This is a genomic window from Amorphus suaedae (assembly GCF_053629675.1).
In genome coordinates this window covers 1,160,413-1,182,473 of the sequence record NZ_JBRJIT010000002.1, presented here as the reverse complement: position 1 = coordinate 1,182,473, position 22,061 = coordinate 1,160,413, and the positions used below count along the sequence as shown (strand labels likewise).

The 22,061-nt window shown below is 67.5% G+C and carries 22 protein-coding genes; 11 read left to right on the top strand and 11 right to left on the bottom strand.

Going from position 1 to position 22,061, the window contains the following annotated elements:
• The first annotated feature begins 6 nt into the window (after window positions 1-6).
• Window positions 7-1,245, top strand: coding sequence for an acetyl-CoA acetyltransferase (locus AB7M35_RS19230; protein ID WP_453962035.1), 1,239 nt, complete (start codon window positions 7-9; stop codon window positions 1,243-1,245).
• A gap of 33 nt (window positions 1,246-1,278) precedes the next feature.
• Here the strand turns inward: AB7M35_RS19230 and AB7M35_RS19225 are convergent, their stop codons facing one another.
• Together AB7M35_RS19225 and AB7M35_RS19220 are read right to left on the bottom strand one after the other, a co-directional pair.
• On the bottom strand, window positions 1,279-1,899 hold the full coding sequence (locus tag AB7M35_RS19225; RefSeq protein ID WP_453962034.1) for a glutathione S-transferase: 621 nt from the start codon (window positions 1,897-1,899) through the stop codon (window positions 1,279-1,281).
• A 43-nt stretch (window positions 1,900-1,942) separates the two neighbouring features.
• Window positions 1,943-2,662, bottom strand: a complete 720-nt coding sequence (locus AB7M35_RS19220) for a GntR family transcriptional regulator (RefSeq protein WP_453962033.1) — start codon at window positions 2,660-2,662, stop codon at window positions 1,943-1,945.
• A gap of 164 nt (window positions 2,663-2,826) precedes the next feature.
• On the opposite strand from AB7M35_RS19220, the gene AB7M35_RS19215 reads away from it, so the two are divergent.
• The 8 genes from AB7M35_RS19215 to AB7M35_RS19180 are packed head-to-tail and all read left to right on the top strand — an operon-like array spanning window position 2,827 to window position 10,683.
• Window positions 2,827-3,588 (top strand): SDR family NAD(P)-dependent oxidoreductase, encoded by a 762-nt coding sequence (locus AB7M35_RS19215; RefSeq protein ID WP_453962032.1) that lies wholly within the window; start codon window positions 2,827-2,829, stop codon window positions 3,586-3,588.
• On the top strand, window positions 3,588-4,097 hold the full coding sequence (locus tag AB7M35_RS19210) for a TRAP transporter small permease subunit (protein WP_453962031.1): 510 nt from the start codon (window positions 3,588-3,590) through the stop codon (window positions 4,095-4,097). Before AB7M35_RS19215 ends, AB7M35_RS19210 begins: the two co-directional genes overlap by 1 nt.
• An 11-nt stretch (window positions 4,098-4,108) precedes the next feature.
• A complete protein-coding gene (locus AB7M35_RS19205) occupies window positions 4,109-5,410 on the top strand; it encodes a TRAP transporter large permease (RefSeq protein WP_453962030.1) in 1,302 nt (433 codons plus the stop codon).
• 55 nt (window positions 5,411-5,465) lie between these two features.
• Window positions 5,466-6,581: a C4-dicarboxylate TRAP transporter substrate-binding protein gene (locus tag AB7M35_RS19200; RefSeq protein WP_453962029.1), complete on the top strand. Its 1,116-nt coding sequence runs from the start codon at window positions 5,466-5,468 to the stop codon at window positions 6,579-6,581.
• Between the two features lie 55 nt (window positions 6,582-6,636).
• Window positions 6,637-7,371, top strand: a complete 735-nt coding sequence (locus AB7M35_RS19195; protein WP_453962028.1) for an SDR family NAD(P)-dependent oxidoreductase — start codon at window positions 6,637-6,639, stop codon at window positions 7,369-7,371.
• Between the two features lie 7 nt (window positions 7,372-7,378).
• Complete coding sequence (locus tag AB7M35_RS19190; RefSeq protein WP_453962027.1) at window positions 7,379-8,146, top strand: SDR family NAD(P)-dependent oxidoreductase; 768 nt, start codon at window positions 7,379-7,381, stop codon at window positions 8,144-8,146.
• A complete protein-coding gene (locus AB7M35_RS19185; protein WP_453962026.1) occupies window positions 8,143-9,858 on the top strand; it encodes an FAD-dependent oxidoreductase in 1,716 nt (571 codons plus the stop codon). The genes AB7M35_RS19190 and AB7M35_RS19185 overlap by 4 nt, the downstream gene beginning before the upstream one ends.
• Window positions 9,859-9,909: 51 nt before the next feature.
• Complete coding sequence (locus AB7M35_RS19180) at window positions 9,910-10,683, top strand: pyroglutamyl-peptidase I family protein (RefSeq protein ID WP_453962025.1); 774 nt, start codon at window positions 9,910-9,912, stop codon at window positions 10,681-10,683.
• Here the strand turns inward: AB7M35_RS19180 and AB7M35_RS19175 are convergent.
• Both AB7M35_RS19175 and AB7M35_RS19170 read right to left on the bottom strand, forming a co-directional pair.
• Window positions 10,656-11,639: a DnaJ C-terminal domain-containing protein gene (locus tag AB7M35_RS19175; protein ID WP_453962024.1), complete on the bottom strand. Its 984-nt coding sequence runs from the start codon at window positions 11,637-11,639 to the stop codon at window positions 10,656-10,658. The genes AB7M35_RS19180 and AB7M35_RS19175 overlap by 28 nt on opposite strands.
• Before the next feature lie 118 nt (window positions 11,640-11,757).
• A complete protein-coding gene (locus AB7M35_RS19170) occupies window positions 11,758-12,240 on the bottom strand; it encodes an RT0821/Lpp0805 family surface protein (RefSeq protein WP_453962023.1) in 483 nt (160 codons plus the stop codon).
• A 30-nt stretch (window positions 12,241-12,270) separates the two neighbouring features.
• Between AB7M35_RS19170 and pdxH the strand changes: the two genes are divergently transcribed.
• The gene (gene pdxH, locus AB7M35_RS19165) at window positions 12,271-12,891 is read left to right on the top strand and encodes a pyridoxamine 5'-phosphate oxidase (RefSeq protein WP_453962573.1); all 621 of its coding nucleotides are present in this window, start codon (window positions 12,271-12,273) and stop codon (window positions 12,889-12,891) included.
• A 442-nt stretch (window positions 12,892-13,333) separates the two neighbouring features.
• On the opposite strand, the gene AB7M35_RS19160 is transcribed toward pdxH, so the two are convergent.
• The 6 genes from AB7M35_RS19160 to AB7M35_RS19135 all read right to left on the bottom strand — a co-directional run bounded on the left by AB7M35_RS19160 (window position 13,334) and on the right by AB7M35_RS19135 (window position 18,684).
• Window positions 13,334-13,618 (bottom strand): GIY-YIG nuclease family protein, encoded by a 285-nt coding sequence (locus tag AB7M35_RS19160; RefSeq protein ID WP_453962022.1) that lies wholly within the window; start codon window positions 13,616-13,618, stop codon window positions 13,334-13,336.
• 241 nt (window positions 13,619-13,859) lie between these two features.
• Window positions 13,860-14,843 (bottom strand): magnesium transporter CorA family protein, encoded by a 984-nt coding sequence (locus tag AB7M35_RS19155; RefSeq protein ID WP_453962021.1) that lies wholly within the window; start codon window positions 14,841-14,843, stop codon window positions 13,860-13,862.
• A gap of 1,000 nt (window positions 14,844-15,843) precedes the next feature.
• Entirely contained in the window at window positions 15,844-15,987 is a 144-nt protein-coding gene (locus tag AB7M35_RS19150) for a hypothetical protein (protein WP_453962020.1), read from the bottom strand.
• A 276-nt stretch (window positions 15,988-16,263) separates the two neighbouring features.
• Window positions 16,264-17,247: a DarT ssDNA thymidine ADP-ribosyltransferase family protein gene (locus AB7M35_RS19145; protein WP_453962019.1), complete on the bottom strand. Its 984-nt coding sequence runs from the start codon at window positions 17,245-17,247 to the stop codon at window positions 16,264-16,266.
• Complete coding sequence (locus AB7M35_RS19140; protein WP_453962018.1) at window positions 17,238-18,149, bottom strand: macro domain-containing protein; 912 nt, start codon at window positions 18,147-18,149, stop codon at window positions 17,238-17,240. Before AB7M35_RS19140 ends, AB7M35_RS19145 begins: the two co-directional genes overlap by 10 nt.
• Before the next feature lie 136 nt (window positions 18,150-18,285).
• Window positions 18,286-18,684: an acyl-CoA thioesterase gene (locus AB7M35_RS19135; RefSeq protein ID WP_453962017.1), complete on the bottom strand. Its 399-nt coding sequence runs from the start codon at window positions 18,682-18,684 to the stop codon at window positions 18,286-18,288.
• A gap of 509 nt (window positions 18,685-19,193) precedes the next feature.
• On the opposite strand from AB7M35_RS19135, the gene AB7M35_RS19130 reads away from it, so the two are divergent.
• Window positions 19,194-20,840, top strand: coding sequence for a long-chain-fatty-acid--CoA ligase (locus AB7M35_RS19130; protein ID WP_453962016.1), 1,647 nt, complete (start codon window positions 19,194-19,196; stop codon window positions 20,838-20,840).
• Between the two features lie 186 nt (window positions 20,841-21,026).
• Here AB7M35_RS19130 and AB7M35_RS19125 read toward each other — a convergent pair whose 3' ends face one another.
• Window positions 21,027-21,974, bottom strand: coding sequence for an MBL fold metallo-hydrolase (locus AB7M35_RS19125; RefSeq protein ID WP_453962015.1), 948 nt, complete (start codon window positions 21,972-21,974; stop codon window positions 21,027-21,029).
• Window positions 21,975-22,061 lie beyond the last annotated feature (87 nt).

The following is a 22,061-nucleotide window of genomic DNA, read 5'->3' as shown; positions in this document are numbered from 1 at the left end:
GTCACCATGGGTTCGAGCGACGTCTATGTTCTTGGTGGCTACCAGACCGACTTCGCCCGCAGCTGGTCGCGGGAAGGGCTCGACATCGCCGACATGATGGCCGATGCCGTCGGCGGCGCGCTGGAGCGCACCGAGCTGGCGCCCGACATGGTGGACACCGCCCACGTCGGCAACTTCGCCGCCGAACTCTTCTGCGGCCAGGGGCAGCTAGGCGGCATCTTCGCCTCCCTCGATCCGGCCTTTTCCGGCCTCCCCGCCTCCCGCCACGAAGCCGCCTGCGCTTCGGGCAGCATCGCGCTGCTGGCCGCTGCCGCCGAGATCGAGGCCGGGCGCTACGACATCGCCTGCGTGGTCGGCGTGGAGTGCATGCGCAACGTTCCCGGCGACATGGCGGCCGGGCACCTTGGCGCCGCTTGCTGGCGCGGCCGCGAGGCGCAGGCGGCGCGATTCGTCTGGCCCTACATGTTCGGCCAGCTGATGGAGACCTACGCCGAGCGCTACGGGCTCGACTATGCCCACCTGATGCGGATCGCCGAGATCAACTACGCCAACGCCAGCCGCAACCCGGACGCGCAGACGCGCAACTGGCGCTTCGGCGAGAACGCGTTCCGCGCCGACGACCAGGAGAACCCGGTCATCGAGGGGCCGGTCCGGCGGCAGGACTGCGGCCAGGTGAGCGACGGCGCGGCCGTGGTCTTCCTCGCCTCCCGGCGTGCCGCCGAGGCCCACGCGCGACGCACCGGCGGCGACGGCGCGCTGTCGCGCATCGCCGGCTGGGGGCACCGCACCGCGACCATGCGGCTCCAGGACAAGTTCGCCGAGGCCGATGGACGGGGGCACGTCTTCCCGCACCTGCGCGCGGCGATCGAGGATGCCTACCGGCGCGCCGGCATTTCCTCGCCGCGGGAGCTGGACCTCATCGAGACCCACGACTGCTTCACCATCACCGAGTACATGGCGATCGACCATTTCGGCATCACCGCGCCGGGAGAGGCGTGGCGCGCGGTCGAGGACGGCACCATCGCGGCCACGGGATCACTGCCGGTCAACCCGAGTGGTGGACTGATCGGGCTCGGTCATCCCGTCGGCGCCACCGGCGTCCGCATGCTGCTCGACGCGCACCGGCAGGTGACCGGGGCCGCCGGCGCTTGCCAGGTGGACGGCGCCCGGCGCGCCGCCACCCTCAACATCGGCGGCAGCGCCACCACGTCGGTGTGCTTCGTGCAGGAGGCGCTGTCCGCCTGACGCGACCGGGGCTGCGACGCCCCCGGGCCGATCTCAGCTCGGCATGGTGTCCCGCATCGACGGTCGCTCCGCGAACTCGGCGAACCAGGCCGCGAGGCGGGGGTGTCCGGACCGCCAGTCCTTGTTGGCGAAGCGGAAGTCCAGATAGCCCAGCGCGCAGGCGACCGCGATGCTGCCGGCATCGGCGGCGCCGGTCGCGAGCTGTCCGATCCGGCGCGTCTCCAGGTCGTCCAGGCCGCTGTCGATCTTTTCCATCTGGCTGTCGGACCAGAGGTTCCAGCGCAGTTCCTCGGGCCTGAGCACGGTCTCGTAGCGGCAGAGCAGCGCCGCGCCGAGGATGGAGTCCGCCAGCGCCTCGAGGGTCATGACGCGGAAGCGCTCGTCCCCGGAAGCCGGATAGAGGCACCCCTCCTCCGACATCGTGTCGACGTAGGCGCAGATGACGCGGCTGTCGAAGAGCGGGGTGCCGTCGTCCAGCAGCGCGGTCGGGACCTGGCCCGACGGATTGTCCCGCACGATGGTCTGGTCGCGTTTCACCGGCCAGGCCTGCGACGGCAGCTTCTCGACCCGGTCAGCGACCTTCTTCTCGTGCGCGCAGACCATCACCTTGCGGACGAACGGCGAGGCCGGGGAGAAGTACAGGCGAAGCGTCATGGTCGTTTCCTCTGATCGATCGCGGTCTTGTGGTGGCAAGGGTTCACAGGGACGAGGCCGTCCCGGTGGCGAGCAGCTTGAAGGCCGCATCGGGATCGGCCTCCAGGCGCGCGATGAGCAGTTCGCCCGCGTAGGCGACGTGCTCGTACATCACCAGGGCGGCGCGCTCGCCGTCGCCGCGCCGCAGCGCCCGCGCCATCCGGTGATGGTCGTCATGGGAGCGGTGGATAACCTCGAAGTCGTCCCACAGGATCACCCGGTCGGAGACCATCGGCACGTTGTGGGTCCGGTCCACGAAGTCCTTGAGGAACGGGTTCTGCGCCGCCTCCAGGATGCAGTTGTGGAAGTCGACGTTCATCTTCCGGTACGGCGGCAGGCGGTCCGGCTCCAGCGCGCCGACCGACAGCAACTCGTCGCCCTGGCGTACCAGCGCGTCCATCCGGTCGAGCAGGGCCGGCGGCATGCCGTTGCGGGCGGCGGCCCGGCACCCCTGCGCCTCCAGCACCGAGCGGATCTCGAACACGCTGCGGATGTTCTCGACCGAGAACTGCTTCACGCGGTAGCCGCGGTTGGTCTCGTAATCGAGCAGCCCGTCGCGCGCGAGGGTCGCCATGGCCGTGCGCAGCGGCGTGCGCGACAGCCCCAGCAGTTCCGACAATTGATCCTGGTGCACGCGCGCCCCCGGGTGCAATTCGCCGGACCGGATCATCTCGCGCAGAATCGCTGTCGCCGATTCCGCGACGGTTCCCCCCTTCTCTGTCATCGGATCCTCCCCGCCACTGGACGCGGACCATGCCCATGCGCAATCCGCTGCACAAGGGCGATCGGCCAACAATGTATCCATAATCCCTATAATAAGGTCATCATAGTTGACATTCGCCGGTTATTGGATCCAAAATTTACACAAGAACAGACGTGGGGAAACGCATGACGACCAAGGTTGCGCTCGTGACCGGCGCCGGTGGCGGCATCGGAAAGGCGGTCTGCGAGCGGCTCGCCCGCGACGGTTTCAAGGTTGTCGCGACCGACCTTTCCGCCGACACGGCGAACGCGGTGACGGAAGGCCTCGCCGGTGAACCGCATGCCGCGATGGCCCTCGACGTCGCCGACGAGACGGCCGTCGCGACGGTGTTCGCCGCGGCCGAGGCCGATCACGGCCCGATCGCCGTCGTCGTCGCGGCCGCCGGCGTGCTCATCCTCGACGAGACCGGATCCCGCCGCCCGATCACCGAGACGTCCGCGCTGGAGTGGGAGACGACCCAGCGCGTCAACAGCACCGGCACCTTCCTCCTGATCCGCGAGTATTTCCGCGCCCGCCGGCGGACCCCGCTTCCCGGCGCCCGCTTCATCACCTTCGGCTCGGTCGCCGCCCAGCTCGGCGGCTACCGCTCCAGCTCTGCCTACATCGCCAGCAAGAGCGCCATCCTCGGCCTCACCAAGGCGGCCGCGCGCGAGGGAGCTCCCCTCGGCGTGGCGGTCAACGCCGTCGCTCCGGGGCTCATCGACGCGCCGATGCTGCGAATGTCGCTCGACCCGGCCGACGACGGGGAGATCGCGAAGTCGATCCCGCTGGCGCGGATCGGAACGCCGGAGGACGTGGCCGGCGCCGTGTCCTATCTCGCCGGCCCCGACAGCGCCTACGTCACCGGCGCCGTCATCGACGTGAACGGCGGCTACAGGATGCAGTGATGAGCCGGTTCGCGCAGCACGTATCGCATCTGCTGGCCATCATCGCGGCGCTCGCGCTGGGACTGATGATGCTGCACGTCACCGCCGACGTGATCGGCAAGTACGTGTTCAACAGCCCCATCCCCGGCACCGCCGAGGTCGTCGCCAGCTACTACATGGTGTCCGCGGTGTTCCTGCCGCTCGCCTGGGTCGAGATCCGCGAAGGCTCGATCATGGTCGAGATCCTCTACGACCTGCTCCCGGGACTCGGCCGGCGGATCTGCCTGTTCATCGCGACCGCGCTGTCCGCCGTCTTCTATGGCGGGCTCGCCTGGTTGTCGTGGGCGCCGGCGATCAAGGCGTGGCAGATCGGCGAGGTCGTGGAAGGCACCTGGCGCGTCGTCGTGTGGCCGACGAAGTTCCTCCTGCCCATCGGGCTTGCGCTGGCCGGCGTGGTGATGCTGCTCCGTCTCATCGAGATTGCGAAGGGGGCCTACGTTCCCGACGACGTCCCTGCCGATCCGGCCTGAGGAGATCACCGATGGATCGTCTCGATATCGGCATGCTGGGGATCGTCGTCACGCTGGTGGCGATCGGCTTCCGCATCCCCATCGGCATCGCCATGGGGCTCACGTCCTTTGCCGGAATCTACCTGATGATGGGTGCGATGCCGGCGATCGGCATCGCCAAGGCCATCCCCTACGAGATGATCGGCGACTGGAATCTGTCCGCCGTGCCGATGTTCCTGCTGATGGGCTACATCGCCTCCGGCGCCGGCCTGAGCTCCGGCCTGTTCAACGCCGCCCGCGTGTTCCTCAACCGCCTGCCCGGCGGGCTCGCCACGGCGAGCGTCGCGTCGAGCGCGCTGTTTGCCTCGGCGAGCGGATCGAGCGTGGCGACGGCTGCGGCGTTCTCGCGGATCGCCATCCCGGAGATGTTGAAGGCGGGCTATGCGCCCTCGCTCGCCTCGGGCTCGGTGGCTGCCGCGGGAACCCTGGGCTCCCTCATTCCGCCGAGCGTGCTCCTGATCATCTACGGGCTGATGATGGACGTGTCGATCAACACGCTGTTCATCGCGGCCCTCGTTCCCGGCATCCTCTCCGGCATCGTCTTCGCCCTGATGATCACGGTGCGCTGCACGGTCAATCCCGCGCTTGCCCCGACCGACACCACCAAGACGAGCGGGCGCGAGAAGCTTGAGCTCCTCAAGAAGACCTGGCCGCTTCCGATCCTCATCGCAGGCGTCCTGGGCGGCATCTTTTCCGGCATATTCACCGCGACCGAAGCCGGCGCGGTGGGCGCGTTTCTTGCCTGCTTCATTGCGCTCGCCCGCCGCACGCTGAGCGTCCGGATGCTCCGCGCTGCGTTGATCGACACCGCGATCAGCACATCCGCGATCTTCATCATTGTCGTGTCGGCCGCGCTGTTCTCGCGCTTCATTGCGCTCTCCACGCTGCCGGTCTGGATCACCGGGCAACTCGCCGGGCTGGATACCACCTTGGTGATCATCCTGATCTGCCTGCTCTTCATCGTGCTCGGGTGCTTCCTGGAAAGCATCTCCATCATTCTGCTGACCATGCCGGTCCTGTCGCCGCTGCTGCACGAGCTGAACATCAACCTGATCTGGTTCGGCGTGCTGGCGATCAAGCTGCTCGAAACGGGGCTGATCACGCCGCCGGTGGGCATGAACGTCTACGTCATCCGCTCCAGCCTTGGCCCCAGCATGCCGCTCGGCACCATCTTCCGCGGGGTGTCGTGGTTCATCCTGGCGGACGCCTTCACCATCACCCTTCTGGTCGCCTTTCCGGTGATCACGCTCTGGCTGCCCGGCATCGCGAACTAGCAGCCGCCAACGAATCCGTCGGGAACCGGCGGAAAAAACAAAGGGAGGATTTGAAATGAAACGACTTCTCACAGGCCTGGCACTGACCAGCCTGACCATAGCGCCCGCAGCAGCGGAGACCTTCATCGCCACCAACTGGCTCACGCCGGTGCACATCATCAACGAGCAGCCCTATCAGCGCTTCGCCGAAGACATCGCAAAGGACACCAACGGCGACATCGCCTTCGAGGTCTACTCGAGCGGCTCGCTGGTGCCGGCCAAGTCGACCATGCAGGGTATCCGCGACAACGTCGCCCAGCTCGGCATCGTCTATCCCGGCTACTCGCCGTCCGAGCTGCCGCTCAACAACGTCCTGAACGACCTCGTCTTCACCTCCGACGACGCGCTCGCCGCGGCGCTGGCCTACACCGAGATCGGGATCGAGAACGAGGCGGTCCATGGCGAATGGAACGAGAACGGCGGCATTTTCATCGGCGGCTACGCCACGCCGGTTTACAACTTCATCTGCATGCAGCCGATCCGTGTGCCGGAAGACGCCAAGGGCAAGAAGATCCGCACCGCCGGCGGCGCCCAGACCCAGTGGGTGGAAAGCCTCGGCGGCGTACCGGTCTCCGTGCCGATCGGCGACGTCTATTCGGGCCTGAGCCGCGGCTCGCTCGACTGCACCATGTCCGACCCGACCAACCTCGATAAGGGCAACAAGTTCTGGGAAGTGGCCAAGAGCGTCACCACGCTGCCGATGGGCGTCGTGATGGGCGCGACCTACGTCATGAATCCCAGCTTCTGGCAGGGCCTCTCGGAAGAGCGGCGCCAGACGCTGCTCGACCACATGGCACTCGGCATCGCCCGTGGCCAGATCACCTATGCCGCGGATGTGGACGCCGCCATCAAGGGCTCGCGCGAGCGCGGCCTGGAGATCATTGAGCCATCGCCGGAGCTGACAAAGGCGCTCGAGACGTTCCAGTCGAACTTCATCGAGGATCTGCCGCAGAAGTCGGTCGAGACCCGCAGCATCAAGGATCCGAGCGCGGTGATCGATGCCTTCCTCGCCGCTCAGAAGGCCTGGAAGGAGAAGCTCACGAAGATCGACCGGACCGACCCGGAAGCCGTGGCCGAGCTCATCCGCTCCGACATCTACGGCAAGCTCGATCTCAAGAGCTTCGGCGACTGATCGTCATCCCGAGGGGGCGGGCCACCGCCCCCTCGCCTCTTTTGCGAGCCCCTTCATGACGGACGCACCTCTCTCCATCGTCACCGGCGGCGGCGCCGGCATCGGCCGCGCCATCTGCCAGTGCCTGGCGGCGCGCGGCGATCACGTTGTCGTCGCGGACCTTTCCGCCGAGCGCGCCGGGGAGACGGCCGCGCTGATCCGCAGCGGCGGCGGCAGTGCCGAACCCGAGGTCGTCGACATCACCGACGAGGCGGCGATCGCAGCGCTTGTGGAGCGCGCAGGCGCGATCCGGCGGCTCGTCAACAACGCCGGCATCTTCGACGTGAAGCCGTTCGACACACTGACGGCCGACGACTTCCGCCGCATGTACGAGGTCAACCTCATCGCCATGTTCCGGCTCTGCCAGCTCGCGGCGATGCGCATGCAGCCGGGCGGCGCCATCGTGAACATCGCCTCGCGCGCCATGCTCGGTGCGAAGCAGTACATCCACTACGCCTCGTCGAAGGCGGCCGTTGCCGGGTTCACCAGGTCCCTCGCGCTGGAGCTCGCGGACCGTGGCATCACGGTCAACGCGGTCGCGCCCGGCGTGATCGAGACGGAGATGCTGCGCGCCCGCTCCGACACCAATCTCGACGCCCTCCGATCCATGCAGCCCGGCGGCACGCTCGGCACGCCGGAGGACATCGCCGAGGCCGTTGGCTTCCTCGCGTCCGGCAAGGCCCGCTTCATCACCGGCCAGGTGCTCCTCGTCGACGGCGGGCGGTCGCTTGGCGGCTCACTCGGAATCTGACCCCCCGATGACAGTGCAAGACACGACTGCGTTGGTCACCGGCGCCGCCTCCGGCATCGGCCGAGCGACGGCCCTGCTCCTGGCGGCGCGCGGGATGCGCGTGGTGGCCGTCGACCAGGACGGCGACGGTCTGGAGCGTCTCGCCGGCGATGCCGCCGGAGACGTATTCTCCCTCGTCCAGGACGTGACCGATCCCGGCCTTGAGACAACCGTGTCCGGCTTCCTCGACGACCGTGGTCTGGGCCTCGACGTGCTCGTGAACAACGCCGGCGTGGGCGGCGGCGACGTCATCGAGCGGACGGACGACGCGGCGCTGCGACGGTTCTTCGAGATCAACGTGATCTCGCTGTTCCGGCTGTCGCGGTTCGCAGTTGGACGGATGCGGACCACCGGCGGGGCGATCGTCAACGTCGCCTCGATCTTCGCCGAGATCGGCGCCACCAAGAGTCCCGGCTATTCGGCGTCGAAGGGTGCCGTCGCCTCGCTCACCCGCCAGCTCGCGACCGACTACGGCCCGTACGGCATCCGCGTGAACGCGGTGGCGCCGGGCCTGATCGAGACGCCGCTGACGGCGGAGCGGATCCGCACGGAGAAATGGCGGCACCAGATCTTTATCGAGCAGGCGCCGCTGCGCCGTGTCGGCAAGCCCGAAGACGTGGCGCGCGCCATCGCCTTCCTGGCCGGCGACGAGGCCGGCTTCATCACCGGCGAGACGCTGCGCATCGACGGCGGCTGGGCCATGGGCCGCTATCCCCGTGAGGAGACCTCCCTGTGACGTCCTCGGCAAACCAGCCCGCCGCGACCTACGACCTGATCGTCTTCGGCTCCGGCGCCGCCGGCATGGCGGCCGCACTGACGGCACAGCACGCCGGCCTGTCGGTGGCGATCTTCGAGAAGGACAGCCATTTCGGCGGATCGACCGCGGTCTCCGGCGGCGCGATCTGGATCCCCGACAATCCCAAGATGCGCGAAGCGGGCATGACGGACAGCCGCGACGACGCGCTGCGCTACATCGCCGGCGAGACGGGCAATCTGCTCAATGCGGATCTGGTGAACGCCTTCCTCGAGGCCGGGCCGGAAATGGTCAGCTTCATGGAGGCCAACACGGAGCTGCAGTTCGAGCACCGCGCCTTCTCGCCCGACTATCACTCCGACCAGCCGGGCGCCGCGCTGGGCGGGCGCGTGCTCGACGCCCTGACCTTCGACGGCGACGAGCTGGGACCGGAGTTCGCCCGCCTCAAGCGGCCGATCCCCGAGTTCACCGTCTTCGGCGGGATGATGCTGAACCGCTTCGACATCGGCCACTTCATGAAGATGACCCGGAGCCCGAAGTCCGCCGTGCACGCGGCGCGACTGCTGGCGCGGCATCTGAAGGATCGCCTCTCCCACGACCGCGGGACGCGGCTGGTGCTCGGACAGGCGATCGCCGGGCGCATGGCCGCGTCGACGATCCGGGCCGGCATCCCGATCTTCACCTCCTCCCCGCTGGAGCGGCTCGTCACCGAGGACGGGCGGGTCGTCGGCGCGGTCCTCGGCGACGGCCGCCAGGTCAGCGCGCGGACCGGCGTGGTGCTGGCGACCGGCGGCTTCCCCGCCAATGCCAGCCTGCGTCCGGAGGTGATGCCCCACGTCGCCAACGGCTCGGCGCACTACTCCATGTCGCCGGAGCCGGCCACCGGCGGCGCCATCGCCGCGGCACAGGCGATCGGGGCGAGGTTCGAGACATCCAACAAGCACGCCGCCTTCTGGGCGCCCGTGTCGCTCATCCCGGGTAAGGACAGACCCCGCCCCTTCCCGCACCTCTTCCTCGACCGCGCCAAGCCCGGCGTGATCGCGGTGACGCCCGAAGGCAGGCGCTTCGTGAGCGAGGCGGTCTCCTATCACGACTTCGTCTCGGCGATGATCGCGGGCGACCTCAAGACCGTCTGGCTGATCTGCGATCACCGCGCGCTGCGGCGATACGGCCTGGGCGCCGTGCGGCCGTTCCCGGCGCCGTTCAAGGCGCACGTCCGCTCCGGCTATCTCAAGACCGGCCGCACGCCCGCGGCACTGGCCAGCGCCATCGGCGTGCCGGAGGCGACGTTCGTCGAGACAATCGACCGGTTCAACAGCGAGGCCGCCACAGGCGTGGACAGCGCCTTCGGCAAGGGCTCCACCGCCTACCAGGCCTATCTGGGCGACCCGGACAACCGGCCGAACCCGTGCCTCAGGCCCCTCGACCAGGGGCCCTATTATGCGATCCAGCTGTTTCCGGGCGACATCGGCACGACCATGGGCCTCGCCACCGACCCGCAAGGCCGTGTCCTGTCGACCGCTGGCGAGGCGATCCCGGGCCTCTACGCCTGCGGCAACGACATGAACTCGATCATGGCGGGATCCTACCCGGGCGCAGGCATCACGCTTGGCCCGGCGCTGACCTTCGGCTACATCGTCGGCAAGAGCGCCGCCGGGGCCACGTCCCGACCGGTGGATGTTTCCGATCGCTGAGCGGTCCGGACGTCGCGGCGCGCCCACGAGACCGCCGACCGCCCAGGTGAGATGAAGCAACCCAGAAACGCCCTCGGCCAGAACAAGCCGATCGCGCACGCCCGGCCGGCCCGACCCGTGCGGGTGCTGCTGACCGGCTTCGGGCCGTTCCCGGGCATGCCGGTGAACCCCACGAGCACGCTCGTTGCCGCGGCCGCGAGGCGGCTCAAGCGGGGGCGCATGCCGCTGACCGTCGCCACCGAGATCCTGCCGACCGAATGGGCGATGCTGGCGCGCCTGCCGGAGATCCTCGCCGCTCACCGACCGGACGTGGTGGTCATGACCGGGGTTGCGGGACGCGCGCGCGGCGCGCGCATCGAGCGCATCGCGCACCCGCACGCCGACGCTGCCCTCCGCGACGCGGCAGGGGCGAAACTGAAAACGGGATCAACGGCTTATCCGCACGGGTCGGTGCGCAGGACGGAAGTGGACGCGCAGCGCCTCAAATCTGCGCTAAATCGCGCGAATCTGCGCGTTTCGCTGTCCGACGATCCGGGACGCTACCTGTGCAACGCGGGCTACCTCACCGCGCTCGACTGGGCGGCCCGGCAGGCACCCCGACCGCCGGTGGTGTTCGTCCACGTGCCGCCGCCGAGGCTCGCGCCCGGCGTCCGTCCGTCCCACCTGGTGGATCTGGTCGTGGAGACCGCCGAGGCGCTCGCCCGCCACGCCCACCGGCGCGGGGCGGTGCGGCCCCGGACGCTTGCGGGCGACACGGAGGCCCGTCGCCCGCCCGTACCGGCGAGCGGGCAGGAGCTCTACTTCAGGTCGCGGCGGGGATCGTAGGGCGACCACTCGCGCCACTTGCGCATCAGGTCTTCCAGGTCGGAATCGCCCTCTTCCGGCAGCGCGATGCGGATGGTGATGAGGAGATCGCCGCGCCCGCCGAGCGCCTTCGGCAGGCCCTTGCCGCGCAGCCGCAGCACCTTGCCGCCGCTGGTGTTGGGCGGGATGGTGAGGTCGACCGCGGCCTCCAGCGTCGGCGCCCGGACCTTGGCCCCCAGCACCGCCTCGTAGAGCGCCACCGGCAGGTCGAGCCGGAGATCGCTGCCCGCCACCGTGAACAGCGGATGGGCGGCGAGCTTGATGGTGACGATGGCGTCGCCGGCGGCCGAGCCGGTCGGGTTCGGGAAACCCTGGCCGCGCAGGCGCACCTGCTGGCCCGAGGTCACCCCCGGCGGCACCGAGATCGCCACGCTCTTGCCGGTCGGCAGGTCGGCGCGGACCTTGTCGCCGCGCACCAGGTCTTCCAGGTTGACGACCACCGTCGCCTCGGCGTCGCGGCCTGGCTCCTGGGGCGACTTCCACGTGCGCCCCGCGCCCGCGCCGGCACCGGGACCCGCCCCGGGCCCGGCGCCACGGGCACCGCCGAAACCGCCCATGAAGTCGCGCAGGATGTCGTCGATGTCCGGGCCGCCGCCGCCGAAGCGGGCGCTGCGGGCCCGGCCGCCAAAGCCGCCGCCCCCGCCGCCGAACGGGTCGAAGCCGCCGCCGGCGCCGGAGAAGGCATGGCCCTTCGGCCGCCCGTCGGCATCGATCTCGCCGCGGTCGTAGCGGGCGCGCTTGTCCTTGTCGCCGAGGATCTCGTAGGCCGAGCCCACCTCGGCGAACCGCTCCTTGGCGCGCGGATCATCGGCGTTGTGATCGGGATGATAGGTCTTCGCAAGCCGGCGATAGGCCGCCTTGATTTCGGCCTCGCTCGCCGTCTTGGACAGCCCCAAGACGTGATACGGATCTTTCATCGGTGCGTCGGATCTGTTCGGAACTGAATGGGTCGATGCAAAGAGCGCGCCGCCTGCCGGCCGCTCCGCAAGTCACGCCAGATATAGGCGATATCCCCGCTCTCCGCCAGCCGACCGCTCAGCCCTGCGAGGCGCCCGGGCCGGTGGCGACGCCGTCGATGGCCCATTCGCCGTCGGGACGGCGGCAGCCGATGCCGGTGAGCAGCGACAGCCCGCCCGGCGCGTTCACGGTGGTCTTGAAGGTGCGGCAGAGATGGCCGTCCGGGCCCGGCACGTCGGCGACGTCGATGAGCCGGCCGCCGGTGCCCTGGGCCGGGTTGTCCCAGACGCGCGCCTCGGCATCGTCCGGTCCGGCGGCATCGCGCCCGAGCGCCATCGCGAGGGCCGCGAGATCGCCCCGCTTCAGCCCCGACGATTCGGCGAGCGCCTCGGTGGCCTCGGCCGAGCCGGTGGGCTCGTTGGCCGCGAACATCGCCTCGCCGCGCGGACCCATGATCCCGCAGCCGCCAAGCACGACGCAGGAGGCGAGCAACGCCATCCAGGCCGGATGGCGCCTGCGCGGCGGCGCGATATAACGGGGGCAGTTGTCCCGAGCGTACACGGAGCCGTCCTCATGACCGATTTCGACACTGTGCCCACCCAACCGTTAACGGCGGGTGACTTCTCCGAGGCCGAGGATCCGTTCGCCCTGTTCGCCGACTGGCTGGCCGACGCCACCGCCCGCGAACCCAACGACCCCACCGCGATGGCGGTGGCGAGCGTCGACCCCGACGGCATGCCCAACGTGCGCATGGTGCTGCTGAAGGGCCACGACGCCGACGGGTTCGTCTTCTACACCAACTTCGAGAGCGCCAAGGGCACCGAGCTCACCGCCTCCGGCCGCGCCGCGCTGCTGTTCCACTGGAAGAGCCTGCGCCGCCAGGTGCGCATCCGCGGCACCGTGACCACCGTGTCGGACGCCGAGGCCGACGCCTACTTCGCCTCCCGCCCGCGCGGCAGCCGCATCGGCGCCTGGGCCTCCCAGCAGTCGCGCGAGATGGACGGCCGCTTCGCGCTGGAAACCGCCGTGGCGCGCGCCACCGCCCGCTTCGGCGTCGGCGAGATCCCCCGCCCGCCCTACTGGTCGGGCTTCCGCGTCAGCCCGCTCGCCATCGAGTTCTGGCACGACCGCCCGTTCCGCCTGCACGAGCGCATCGTCTACCGACGGTCGGGGCCCGGGGACGCCTGGGAGAAGGCAAGGCTTTATCCCTGAGGGGATGGTTGTTTACCGCTCACGCCGAGTGCGCTGAATATTTTATTTCCCTCACGCCGAGTGCGCTTGCGCGCACCGGCTCCGGGTGGGCGGCCTGACCGGCCGGCGGGCGGTCGCCCGCTGGTGGGAGGTGTGCTGAGAGGGTTTGGGTGGGTGCGTGGGGCGACCGGGCTGTGGCTCCGCGGAGCCTGCTTCAAACTCCGCTCATTCCAGCGAAGGCTGGAATCCAGATACAGCGAAAGATCGGACCCGCAGCGCAGGAGGATGCGCGCAGCAACGCACCGCGCACCTCATCCCACATCGCCGCCTGCGGCAGCCTCAGCAACTGGATTCCAGCCTTCGCTGGAATGAGCGGAGTGAAGGGAAAGCACGGAGCGGACCGCCGAGGTCCCATGGATGTCAACGTCGGCGAGAATGCTCGGAAAGGCGGAGTGGTCCGCCGCTAGAACAGCGTCTCGTAGAGATCGATCCAATCCGGATTCTGCTCTTCGACCAGACGGATCTTCCACTCACGCTTCCAGGCCTTCATCTGGCGTTCCCGCACGAAGGCTGCCTCTCGGCTGTCGTGACTTTCGTACCAGACAAGATGGCTGACGCCGTAGCGCTGGCTGAAGCCTGGCTTCAGCTTTTCGCGGTGCTCGCTGATGCGGCGGGCGAGGTCGTCTGTCATGCCGAGATAGAGCGTTCCGTTGCGGCGGCTCGCCAGCAGATAGACGTAGAAGGCCATCTTCGGATCACCTCCTCCACCCCTCGATCTCCTTTGCTCTGCCAAGAAGAAAGACTGGATTCCAGCCTTCGCTGGAATGAGCGGAGGATGGGGCGCCTACCTTACACCAAACACCCTCAGCCTCACCGCATCCCGCCAACCAGCGCGCGACCGCGCGCCGGCCGGTCAGGCCGCGCCCGCGCAGCGGCGAGCGAAGCGAGCTCGCGTGAGCGGACCAAACTACAGGCCGCCCACCCGAACCCTACAGCCACCTTCGCCAGCGGAAGACCGCCCAGGAGGCGAGCGCGGAGGAGACCATGAGGAGCAGCGAGAGGGGGAAGCCGAGCGACCAGTTGAGGGCCGGCATGTCGACGAAGTTCATGCCGTAGGCCGAGGCGATCAGCGTCGGCGGCAGGAACAGCACCGCCATCACCGAGAAGATCTTGGCGATCTGGTTCTGGTGCAGGCTGACCAGGCCGAGCGTCGCGTCGAGCAGGAAGTTCGCCTTGGAATCCAGCGCGTCGGCGTGCTCCGTCAGCGACCGCACGTCGCGCTGCAGCGTGTCGATCTTGGCGCCGTCGACCTCGGCGTTGAGCCCGCCGACGGTGAGATGGTGGCTGAGGAAGGCGGTCATCCGCTCCAGGCTCATCAGGCTGTCCTGGATGCGCAGGGTGAGAATGCCGAGCCGGCCGATGGACTTGATGGCGTCGTTGACGTCCGGGTCGCCGCGCCGGTCGCGCACCCCGGTCTCGAAGATCGTGCGGGCGATCTCCTCCAGCCTGGAGGCCACCACCTCCTGGATGTCGGCGGTGCGGTCGACGGCGGTGTTCAGAAGCTCGAACAGCACGTCGCCGCCCGACTGGCACGAGGCATGGGCGCGCTGCACCTTGGCGGCGACGATGCCGAAGGCGCGCGGCCCCTCGAAGCGGATGGTGACCAGCCGGTTCTTGCGCAGGATGAAGGTGACCGGCGAAATCGCCGGCTGGCCGCTCTCCACCACGCGCACCAGCATCGCCGTCATGAACAGCGCCTCGTCCTCCTGGTAGAAGCGGCTGGAGCTCTCGATCTCCTCCATCTGCTGGCGCGTCGGCAGCGCCACGCCGACCATCGCCTCCACCCGCGCGATGTCGGCCACCGTCGGGTTCTCCAGATCGACCCAGGTGGCGCCGCGCGGCAGCGGGCCCTTGTGCTCCTGGCCGTCGTGGCGGGTGAGCGCCGAGGCCTCCGGTACGAAATAGCTGAGCAAGATCCACTCCCGACGCGCCCCCCTCCACCGCCCCCTGCGGCGGGAGGTCCGGGCCGGCGGAGTGAACGGCGCACGGGGCGCGGGGTCAAGCGGGAGAAGTGTGAAGGTTTGATGGTTTGGGGTTTATCCCGGGAGCCAGCCCCAACCTCCGCTCATCCCCGCGAAGGCGGGGATCCGGGGCTTCAGAGCTCAGCCTTGTTTGTATTCCCCTCACGCCGAATGCGCTGCGCGGGCTGTTTAGGGTCCGCTCACGCCGAATGCGCTGCGCGCATCGGCTCCGCGAGGGCGGCCTCCGGCCGGCGCGCGGTCGCGCGCTGGTGAGAGGTGTCCTGTTAGGTGTGAGTTTGTGGGGTGTGGGGTTTATCCCGGCCCAACCCCAACCTCCGCTCATCCCCGCGAAAGCGGGGATCCAGGGCCACACGACGGGCGGCGGCCGGGTTCAGATCAGCCGGTGGGACAGGTGAAGCGCCGCCTCCCACCCCGAGGCATGGGGCGGCCGCCGCAGCTGGATTCCAGCCTTCGCTGGAATGAGCGGAGATTTGCGGACGGTTGGCGGAACACGTCATACCGCCAGCGCCTGCAGATGGGCCCTATGGATCCCCGCTTTCGCGGGGATGAGCGGAGTAAGGGGGCTGGCGCGGAGGGCAACATGCAAGGCCCATCCGGACTGCATCAACCAGCCCGCGACCGCGGGCCGGCCGGTCAGGCCGCCCTCCCGGAGCCGGTGCGCGCCAGCGCACGCGGCGTGAGGGGCAAAAAACAACTCTACAGTCTGAAGCCCTATGGATCCCCGCTTTCGCGGGGATGAGCGGAGTAAAGGGGCTGACGCGGAGGGCAACATGCAAGGCCCATCCGGACCGCACCAACCAGCCCGCGACCGCGGGCCGGCCGGAGGCCGCCCTCCCGGAGCCGATGCGCGTCAGCGCATTCGGCGTGAGGGCCAAAAAACCGCGCAGCCGGTGCGCGTCAGCGCACGCGGCGTGAGCGCAAAAAACCTACCCTATTTTACCCAGCTGCTCTTCGGCGCGGGCTTCGGGGCGCGGCAGACGGTGGCGGCGGAGATCGCCTGGATGCCAACCGGCTTGTAGTGGTCGCAAAGGTTCGGCTTGGCGGCGCCTTTGTGGGCGCTTTGGGTGCTGGCCATCTGTCCGTCTCTCATCCTCAACGATGTCCGCGCGTCCGGCCCCCTCTGGGCCTTAAGGAACAACCGCGCGCTGACCCCGGCTTCGTGTCCAATTGCGGCAGCATCCGGGTCGAAGCTTTCGCGAGGCACGCTTTGCCACCTCACGAATGGCATCGCTTTGTTACACCCCCGGACCCGCCGGATCCCACCGGCCCCACGCCCGTGCATGAGCCCGATACTCCCGGATAGCCGAGAAGGGTTAAGGATGGGTTGAGGGAACAAAAATGTACTGGCTGGCTAAAACAGCTCCGGCCCCAATGTCAGCGTCGAGTCGAATGCTAAATGCCCCTCTATTCGAGCTATAACCCGATAACGACCTTCAGAAAATTCATGTCTAAAGATCCATCGGCGCTTATTTTTTGGAGTTGCTGAAATACTTGAATTCAAAAAACGGACCACCCTGACCCCTTCCACTGTAAACACCTCAACGGAAAATGAAACTTTTTTATTATCAAATCTTGGATTTAAAGAAAAAACAATCCCGTTAGACCTAATTCCGATATAAGTGACAAAGCTATATCGCTTCTCAAAGACCTTTAAAGCCTCCGATACTTGGCACTTTGATGCCCATTTACGGCCAGCACCGCCGAGTTGATGCAGAAGCGTTTCTCGCTCGGGCTCAGATCGCAACCAGACAGCCTCTAGGCACTGCGAGAGATCAAGAGGTGAACTTGGAAGAACCTCCGCACATCGGTGCGCCGTGATGGACTGGTCTCCGCCCGTTGGGCCTTCATGATACACCTTATCAAATGGAATATTCTTGAAATAGGCTTCATCACCTCCAGGAACAGAACCGTAGCTCTGCATATTTCGGTCACAGAATTTTACGTCAGGAAGCGTCAGAACACTTTGGGCATCAAGAATCAACATTACAAGAATCGGCGCATGCGCCGTTTCTCCAAAGTGAGATTCGCCCTGTTTCCGAATACCCTCAATATGAAATTGGGTCGGCGTTTTTGGACGAAAGTAAAGCCGCACACGATCATGTGCATGGTCCCGGGAATTAATTACCTCCTGCGCCGCCACATCAATCTGACGTATGTTGCTCGGATCATTGCGAGAGCGAAGCATTCCCGAATTGAGAATGGAAACTGCATTCTCCAAAGGGGCGTGATGAAACAGGCGACTTGGCCACTGTCTGCGATAGGGATATGCCGGCTGGTCAAGCTCGTCTTGCCAGTGCGCAATGTGCTCTGTGACAAATTTGGCACTTAATGCCATCCTAGGCCACTCTGCGGCGAATGAGAGGAGACCAGTGACGCATCGTACCGGTCTGGCCTAAGCTCTACAGCAATTTCTGGGTTCGCAGAGCCACGCCTTTGAATTTCTATGGGACGAATATTAGGCATCAGACTTAGAATCGAAAGCAATTGTGGACCGACCTCACGTTCGGTCCAGCCGGCTCGCTCACAAGTAACGATTCCAGACTGAAGCTGCAGCCAAACCCCGCGAAGCGCCTCCTCGTCGAAATCCCACTTTCGCGAGCCGACCTCAATCTTCAACCCTTGTGACGGAGTAATCGAAGCTGAAAAAGGCTTCTTACTGTCGATCTCAATTAATTGCCCCCCCGCCAAGCTCACGACATCCTTCAATACACGAAGAAACCCTCCAAAGGAATTTTCACGAGTCCTCTCACTGAGAATACCATGGGCAATATTCTCAAGATGCTCAGGAAGACCTATGTCTTTTGAAAAATCATGAATATAGACCTTTATCGGGAGTGACCCGAGATATTCCTCCATTAACGGGCGAACATCGTTCCACTCAAGATTCCCATTCCCGCATCCGAGCCGAGGAAAGGAAATTTCGGTGATTCCCTGCCCCTCATAAGCGGACGCAAATTTCTTCAACCCCGCTTCAATCCACTCGAGGCGTGATGGGTTGCGCCAGTGTACCTTCGTTGGAAAATTGAGAACCCAATTCGGCGACTCTCTCCAAAGCCACAATTTACCTGGCTCGAGAAGCTTGTTTTCACAGATGCGCTGATAAGCAGCAAACATCCGAGGCTCTCGCTTTTTGAACGATCGAGCTAACCCCTTCCCCATTACCCCAACACAATTAACCGTATTTACCAGTGTTTGGGCATTCGACTCTAGGATGCTAGTTCGTCTATATATCAACATTGCGCATCTCGATTGGGCCGCGCTGAATCAATCAGCGAGGCACCTCCAAGGAACAAAGATAGAACTGGCTTATAGGAGCTAGCAAGCCCTTTGTCGGAACAACGGACGCTGGAGTTTAGAGTTCCTGGGTTCGCCCTCACGGCAGCGGCCGGGACTTCCCGTCCGCGCCGATCGCCACGAAGGTGAACTTCGCCTCCGTGACCTTCACGCAGCCTTCGCCGTCGCGGGGGCGGCGCCAGGCTTCGACGTGGATGCCCAGCGACGAGCGGCCCTCGTGGACGATGTCGGCGTAGAGGCTGACCTCGTCGCCCACGTGCACCGGCGACAGGAAGGTCAGCGCGTCGACGGAAATGGTGGCGCAGCGCCCCTGCGCCCGCCGGGCGGCGACGTTGCCGGCCGCCAGATCCATCTGCGACATCAGCCAGCCGCCGAAGATGTCGCCCGCCGGGTTGGTGTCGGCCGGCATGGCGATGGTGCGGATCGCCGGCGGGCGGTCCGCCGGCGGCGCGTCGGTGGCGGACGTCTCTGTCGGCATGCGGTTCCCCCCAGGTGATGCATGCGCGCGCGATTCCCGCGCATTGTCCGAAGCATAGCGCGGGGCCGCGCGCTGTACAGCCTGGGGTTGGGTGTGGTCCGCGCGGGTTTGTTTGCCCCTCACGCCGAATGCGCTGCGCGCATCGGCTCCGCGAGGGCGCCCTGACCGGGCGGCGCGCGGTCGCGCGCTGGTGGGGGTGTCCTTTGAGGCTTCTGCGGTGTGGGTGGAGCAGACTCCGGAGGCTGCCGCCCTGGATTCCCGCCTTCGCGGGAATGAGCGGAGTTGTGGGTAGGGCCGCGGTCAAACTCCCGCCGGCCTTTCCCATCCCGCCAACCAGCCCGCGACCGCGGGCCGGCCGGAGGCCGCCCTCGCGGAGCCGATGCGCGACAGCGCATTCGGCGTGTGCGACACAGAGACCCCCCACTTTACACCCCCTTCCGCATGGCCCTTACTCGGGGAAAAGGCGCCGCAGAGCGCCGCGTAACCAGTCGCTTCCCGGGAGGAACCGCATGCAGGGCCTGATGCAGGAGTGGCCGCTCCTCTGCCACAAGATCATCGACTACGCCGCCACCATCCACGGCGGCCGCGAGATCGTGACGCGCTCCATCGAGGGGCCGATGCGCACCACCACCTACCGGGACCTGCGCACCCGCGCGCTGCGGCTGGCCAAGCGGCTCGACCGCGCCGGCATCCGGCTCGGCGACCGGGTGGCGACCATGGCCTGGAACACCGACCGGCACCTGGAGGTCTGGTACGGGCTGCTCGGCATCGGCGCCATCTACCACACCGTCAACCCGCGTCTGTTCCGCGAGCAGATCGCCTGGCTGATCAACGACGCCGGGGACCGGCTGATCTTCGTCGACCTCACCTTCGTGCCGATCCTGGAGGCGATCGCCCACGAGCTCGCCACCATCGAGCGGGTGATCGTGCTGACCGACGCGGCGCACATGCCGGAGACGTCGCTGAAGAACGCGGTCGCTTACGAGGAGTGGCTGGCGGAGGCGGACGACGACTTCGCCTGGGCCGACTTCGAGGAAGGGACGGCGGCGGGGCTCTGCTACACGTCGGGGACGACGGGCGACCCGAAGGGGGTGCTCTACTCCCACCGCTCCAACATGCTGCACGCCTTCTCCATGTCGGCGGTGGACATGCTGAACGTCGGCTGCCGGGACGTGGTGATGCCGGTGGTCCCGATGTTCCACGCCAACGGCTGGTCGCTGGCCTTCTCCGGGCCGCTGAACGGCACCGGCATGGTGATGCCGGGCGCGCTGATGGACGGCAGGTCGATCGCCGAGCTGCTCACCACCTACAGGGTCAGCATGACGGCGGCGGTGCCGACCGTCTGGCTGATGCTGCTGCACCATCTGGACGAGACCGGCACCCGGCTCCCCGACCTCAACCGCGTGGTGATCGGCGGCTCGGCCTGCCCGCGCGCCATGACGGAGGCGTTCCAGGAGCGCTACGGCGTCACCGTGGTGCACGCCTGGGGGATGACCGAGATGAGCCCGCTCGGCACCGTCTGCTCGCTGAAGCCGGAGACCGACCACCTGTCGGGTGAGGAGAGGCTCGACCTGCAGGAGAAGCAGGGCTACCCGCCGGTCACCGTGGAGATGAAGATCACCGACGACGCCGGCCGCGAACTGCCCTGGGACGGCAAGACCTTCGGCCGGCTGAAGGTGCGCGGGCCGGCGGTGGCGCGGGAATACTACAAGGGCGCCGGGGGCGACATCCTCGACGAGGAGGGGTTCTTCGACACCGGCGACGTCGCCCACATCGACCCCGACGGCTACATGCAGATCACCGACCGCTCCAAGGACGTGATCAAGTCGGGCGGCGAATGGATCTCCTCCATCGAGCTGGAGAACATCGCAGTCGGCCACCCGGACGTGGCGGAGGCGGCGGTGATCGGCGTCGCCCACCCGACCTGGGGCGAGCGGCCGCTGCTGGTGGTCGTGCCGAAGCCGGGGCGGACGCCGGACAAGGACTCGCTCACCGCGTTCATGCGCGACAAGGTGGCGCGGTTCTGGCTGCCCGACGACATGGTGGTGGTGGAGGAAATCCCCCACACCGCCACCGGCAAGATCAAGAAGACGACGCTGCGCGAGCAGTTCGCCGGCTACCGCCTGCCGGGGGTGACGGAGGGCGCGGAACGGTAGGGGCTGCGATCTGGGCCCTGGATCCCCGCCTTCGCGGGGATGAGCGGAGGCTGGGGTTGGCACCGGAGCAAACCCACATGGCCATGCGGGACGCCTCCCGCCAGCGCGCGACCGCGCGCCGGCCGGAGGCCGCCCTCGCGGAGCCGATGCGCGCCAGCGCAGCGGCGTGAGGGACACCAGACACCCTCAATCCCGCAGGTGATCCTCCGGGCTCCAGGGGCCGACCAGGGTGTAGGTGGCGTCGAAGGACAGCTGGGGATCGGCGCTGACTGTGCCGCGGGCGACCAGGTCCTCCAGGTGGGCGAGCAGCGACAGGCCGGCGGCGGTGTGCAGCGCCGGGTCCAGCGCCACGTAGATCTGCCGGACCATCTGCGGGATGGTGCGCGGGCCTTCGCCGAGCGCCCGCACGATCGCCTCCTCCCGGCGCAGGCGATGGCCCTTGAGCGCCGAGACATAGGCCGCCGGATCCTCCACCGCGCCGCCATGGCCCGGCAGGTAGCGGGTGTCGGCGCGCCCCAGCAGCACGTCGAGGGAGGCCATGTAGTCGGCCATGGCGCCATCGGGCGGCGCCACCACCGAGGTCGCCCAGACCATCACGTGGTCGCCGGAGAACAGCAGGCCCGAATCGGGCAGCGCGAACGCCACGTGGTTGGCGGTGTGGCCGGGGGTGGCGACCACCTCGACCGGCCGGCCGCCGGCGGTGAGGACGTCGCCGTGGGCGACCGCGATGTCGGGGCGGAAGGCAGTGTCGCCGGCGGCGTCGAGCGGGTTCACCTCGCCGGCCCGGAGCACGCGCGAGGCGCGGTGCGGCCCCTCGCCCACGGTCGGCGCGCCGGTGGCGCGCTTGAGCGCCGGCACCGCCAGCGAATGGTCGCCGTGGGTGTGGGTCACCAGGATGTGGCTGACCGGCCGGCCGGCGATCGCGCTCACGATGGCGTCCACGTGGGCGTCCAGCGCCGGGCCCGGATCGACGACCGCGACGGTGTCGTCGCCGATCAGGTATGTGTTGGTGCCGTGGAAGGTCATCAGGCTGGCGTTGGCCGCGGTGATCCGCACGATGCCGGGCGCGACCTCGACCGGCTCGCCGTGGCGCGGATCGAAGCGTCGGTCATGGGTCAGGGCTGGCACGGGCATGCTCCTCGAGCGCTCATTCATCGAGCGGGATGCGGGCGGAAAACCGGTCCCCACTTTTCCTCATCCCGCCGATCGAGCGGATTGCCG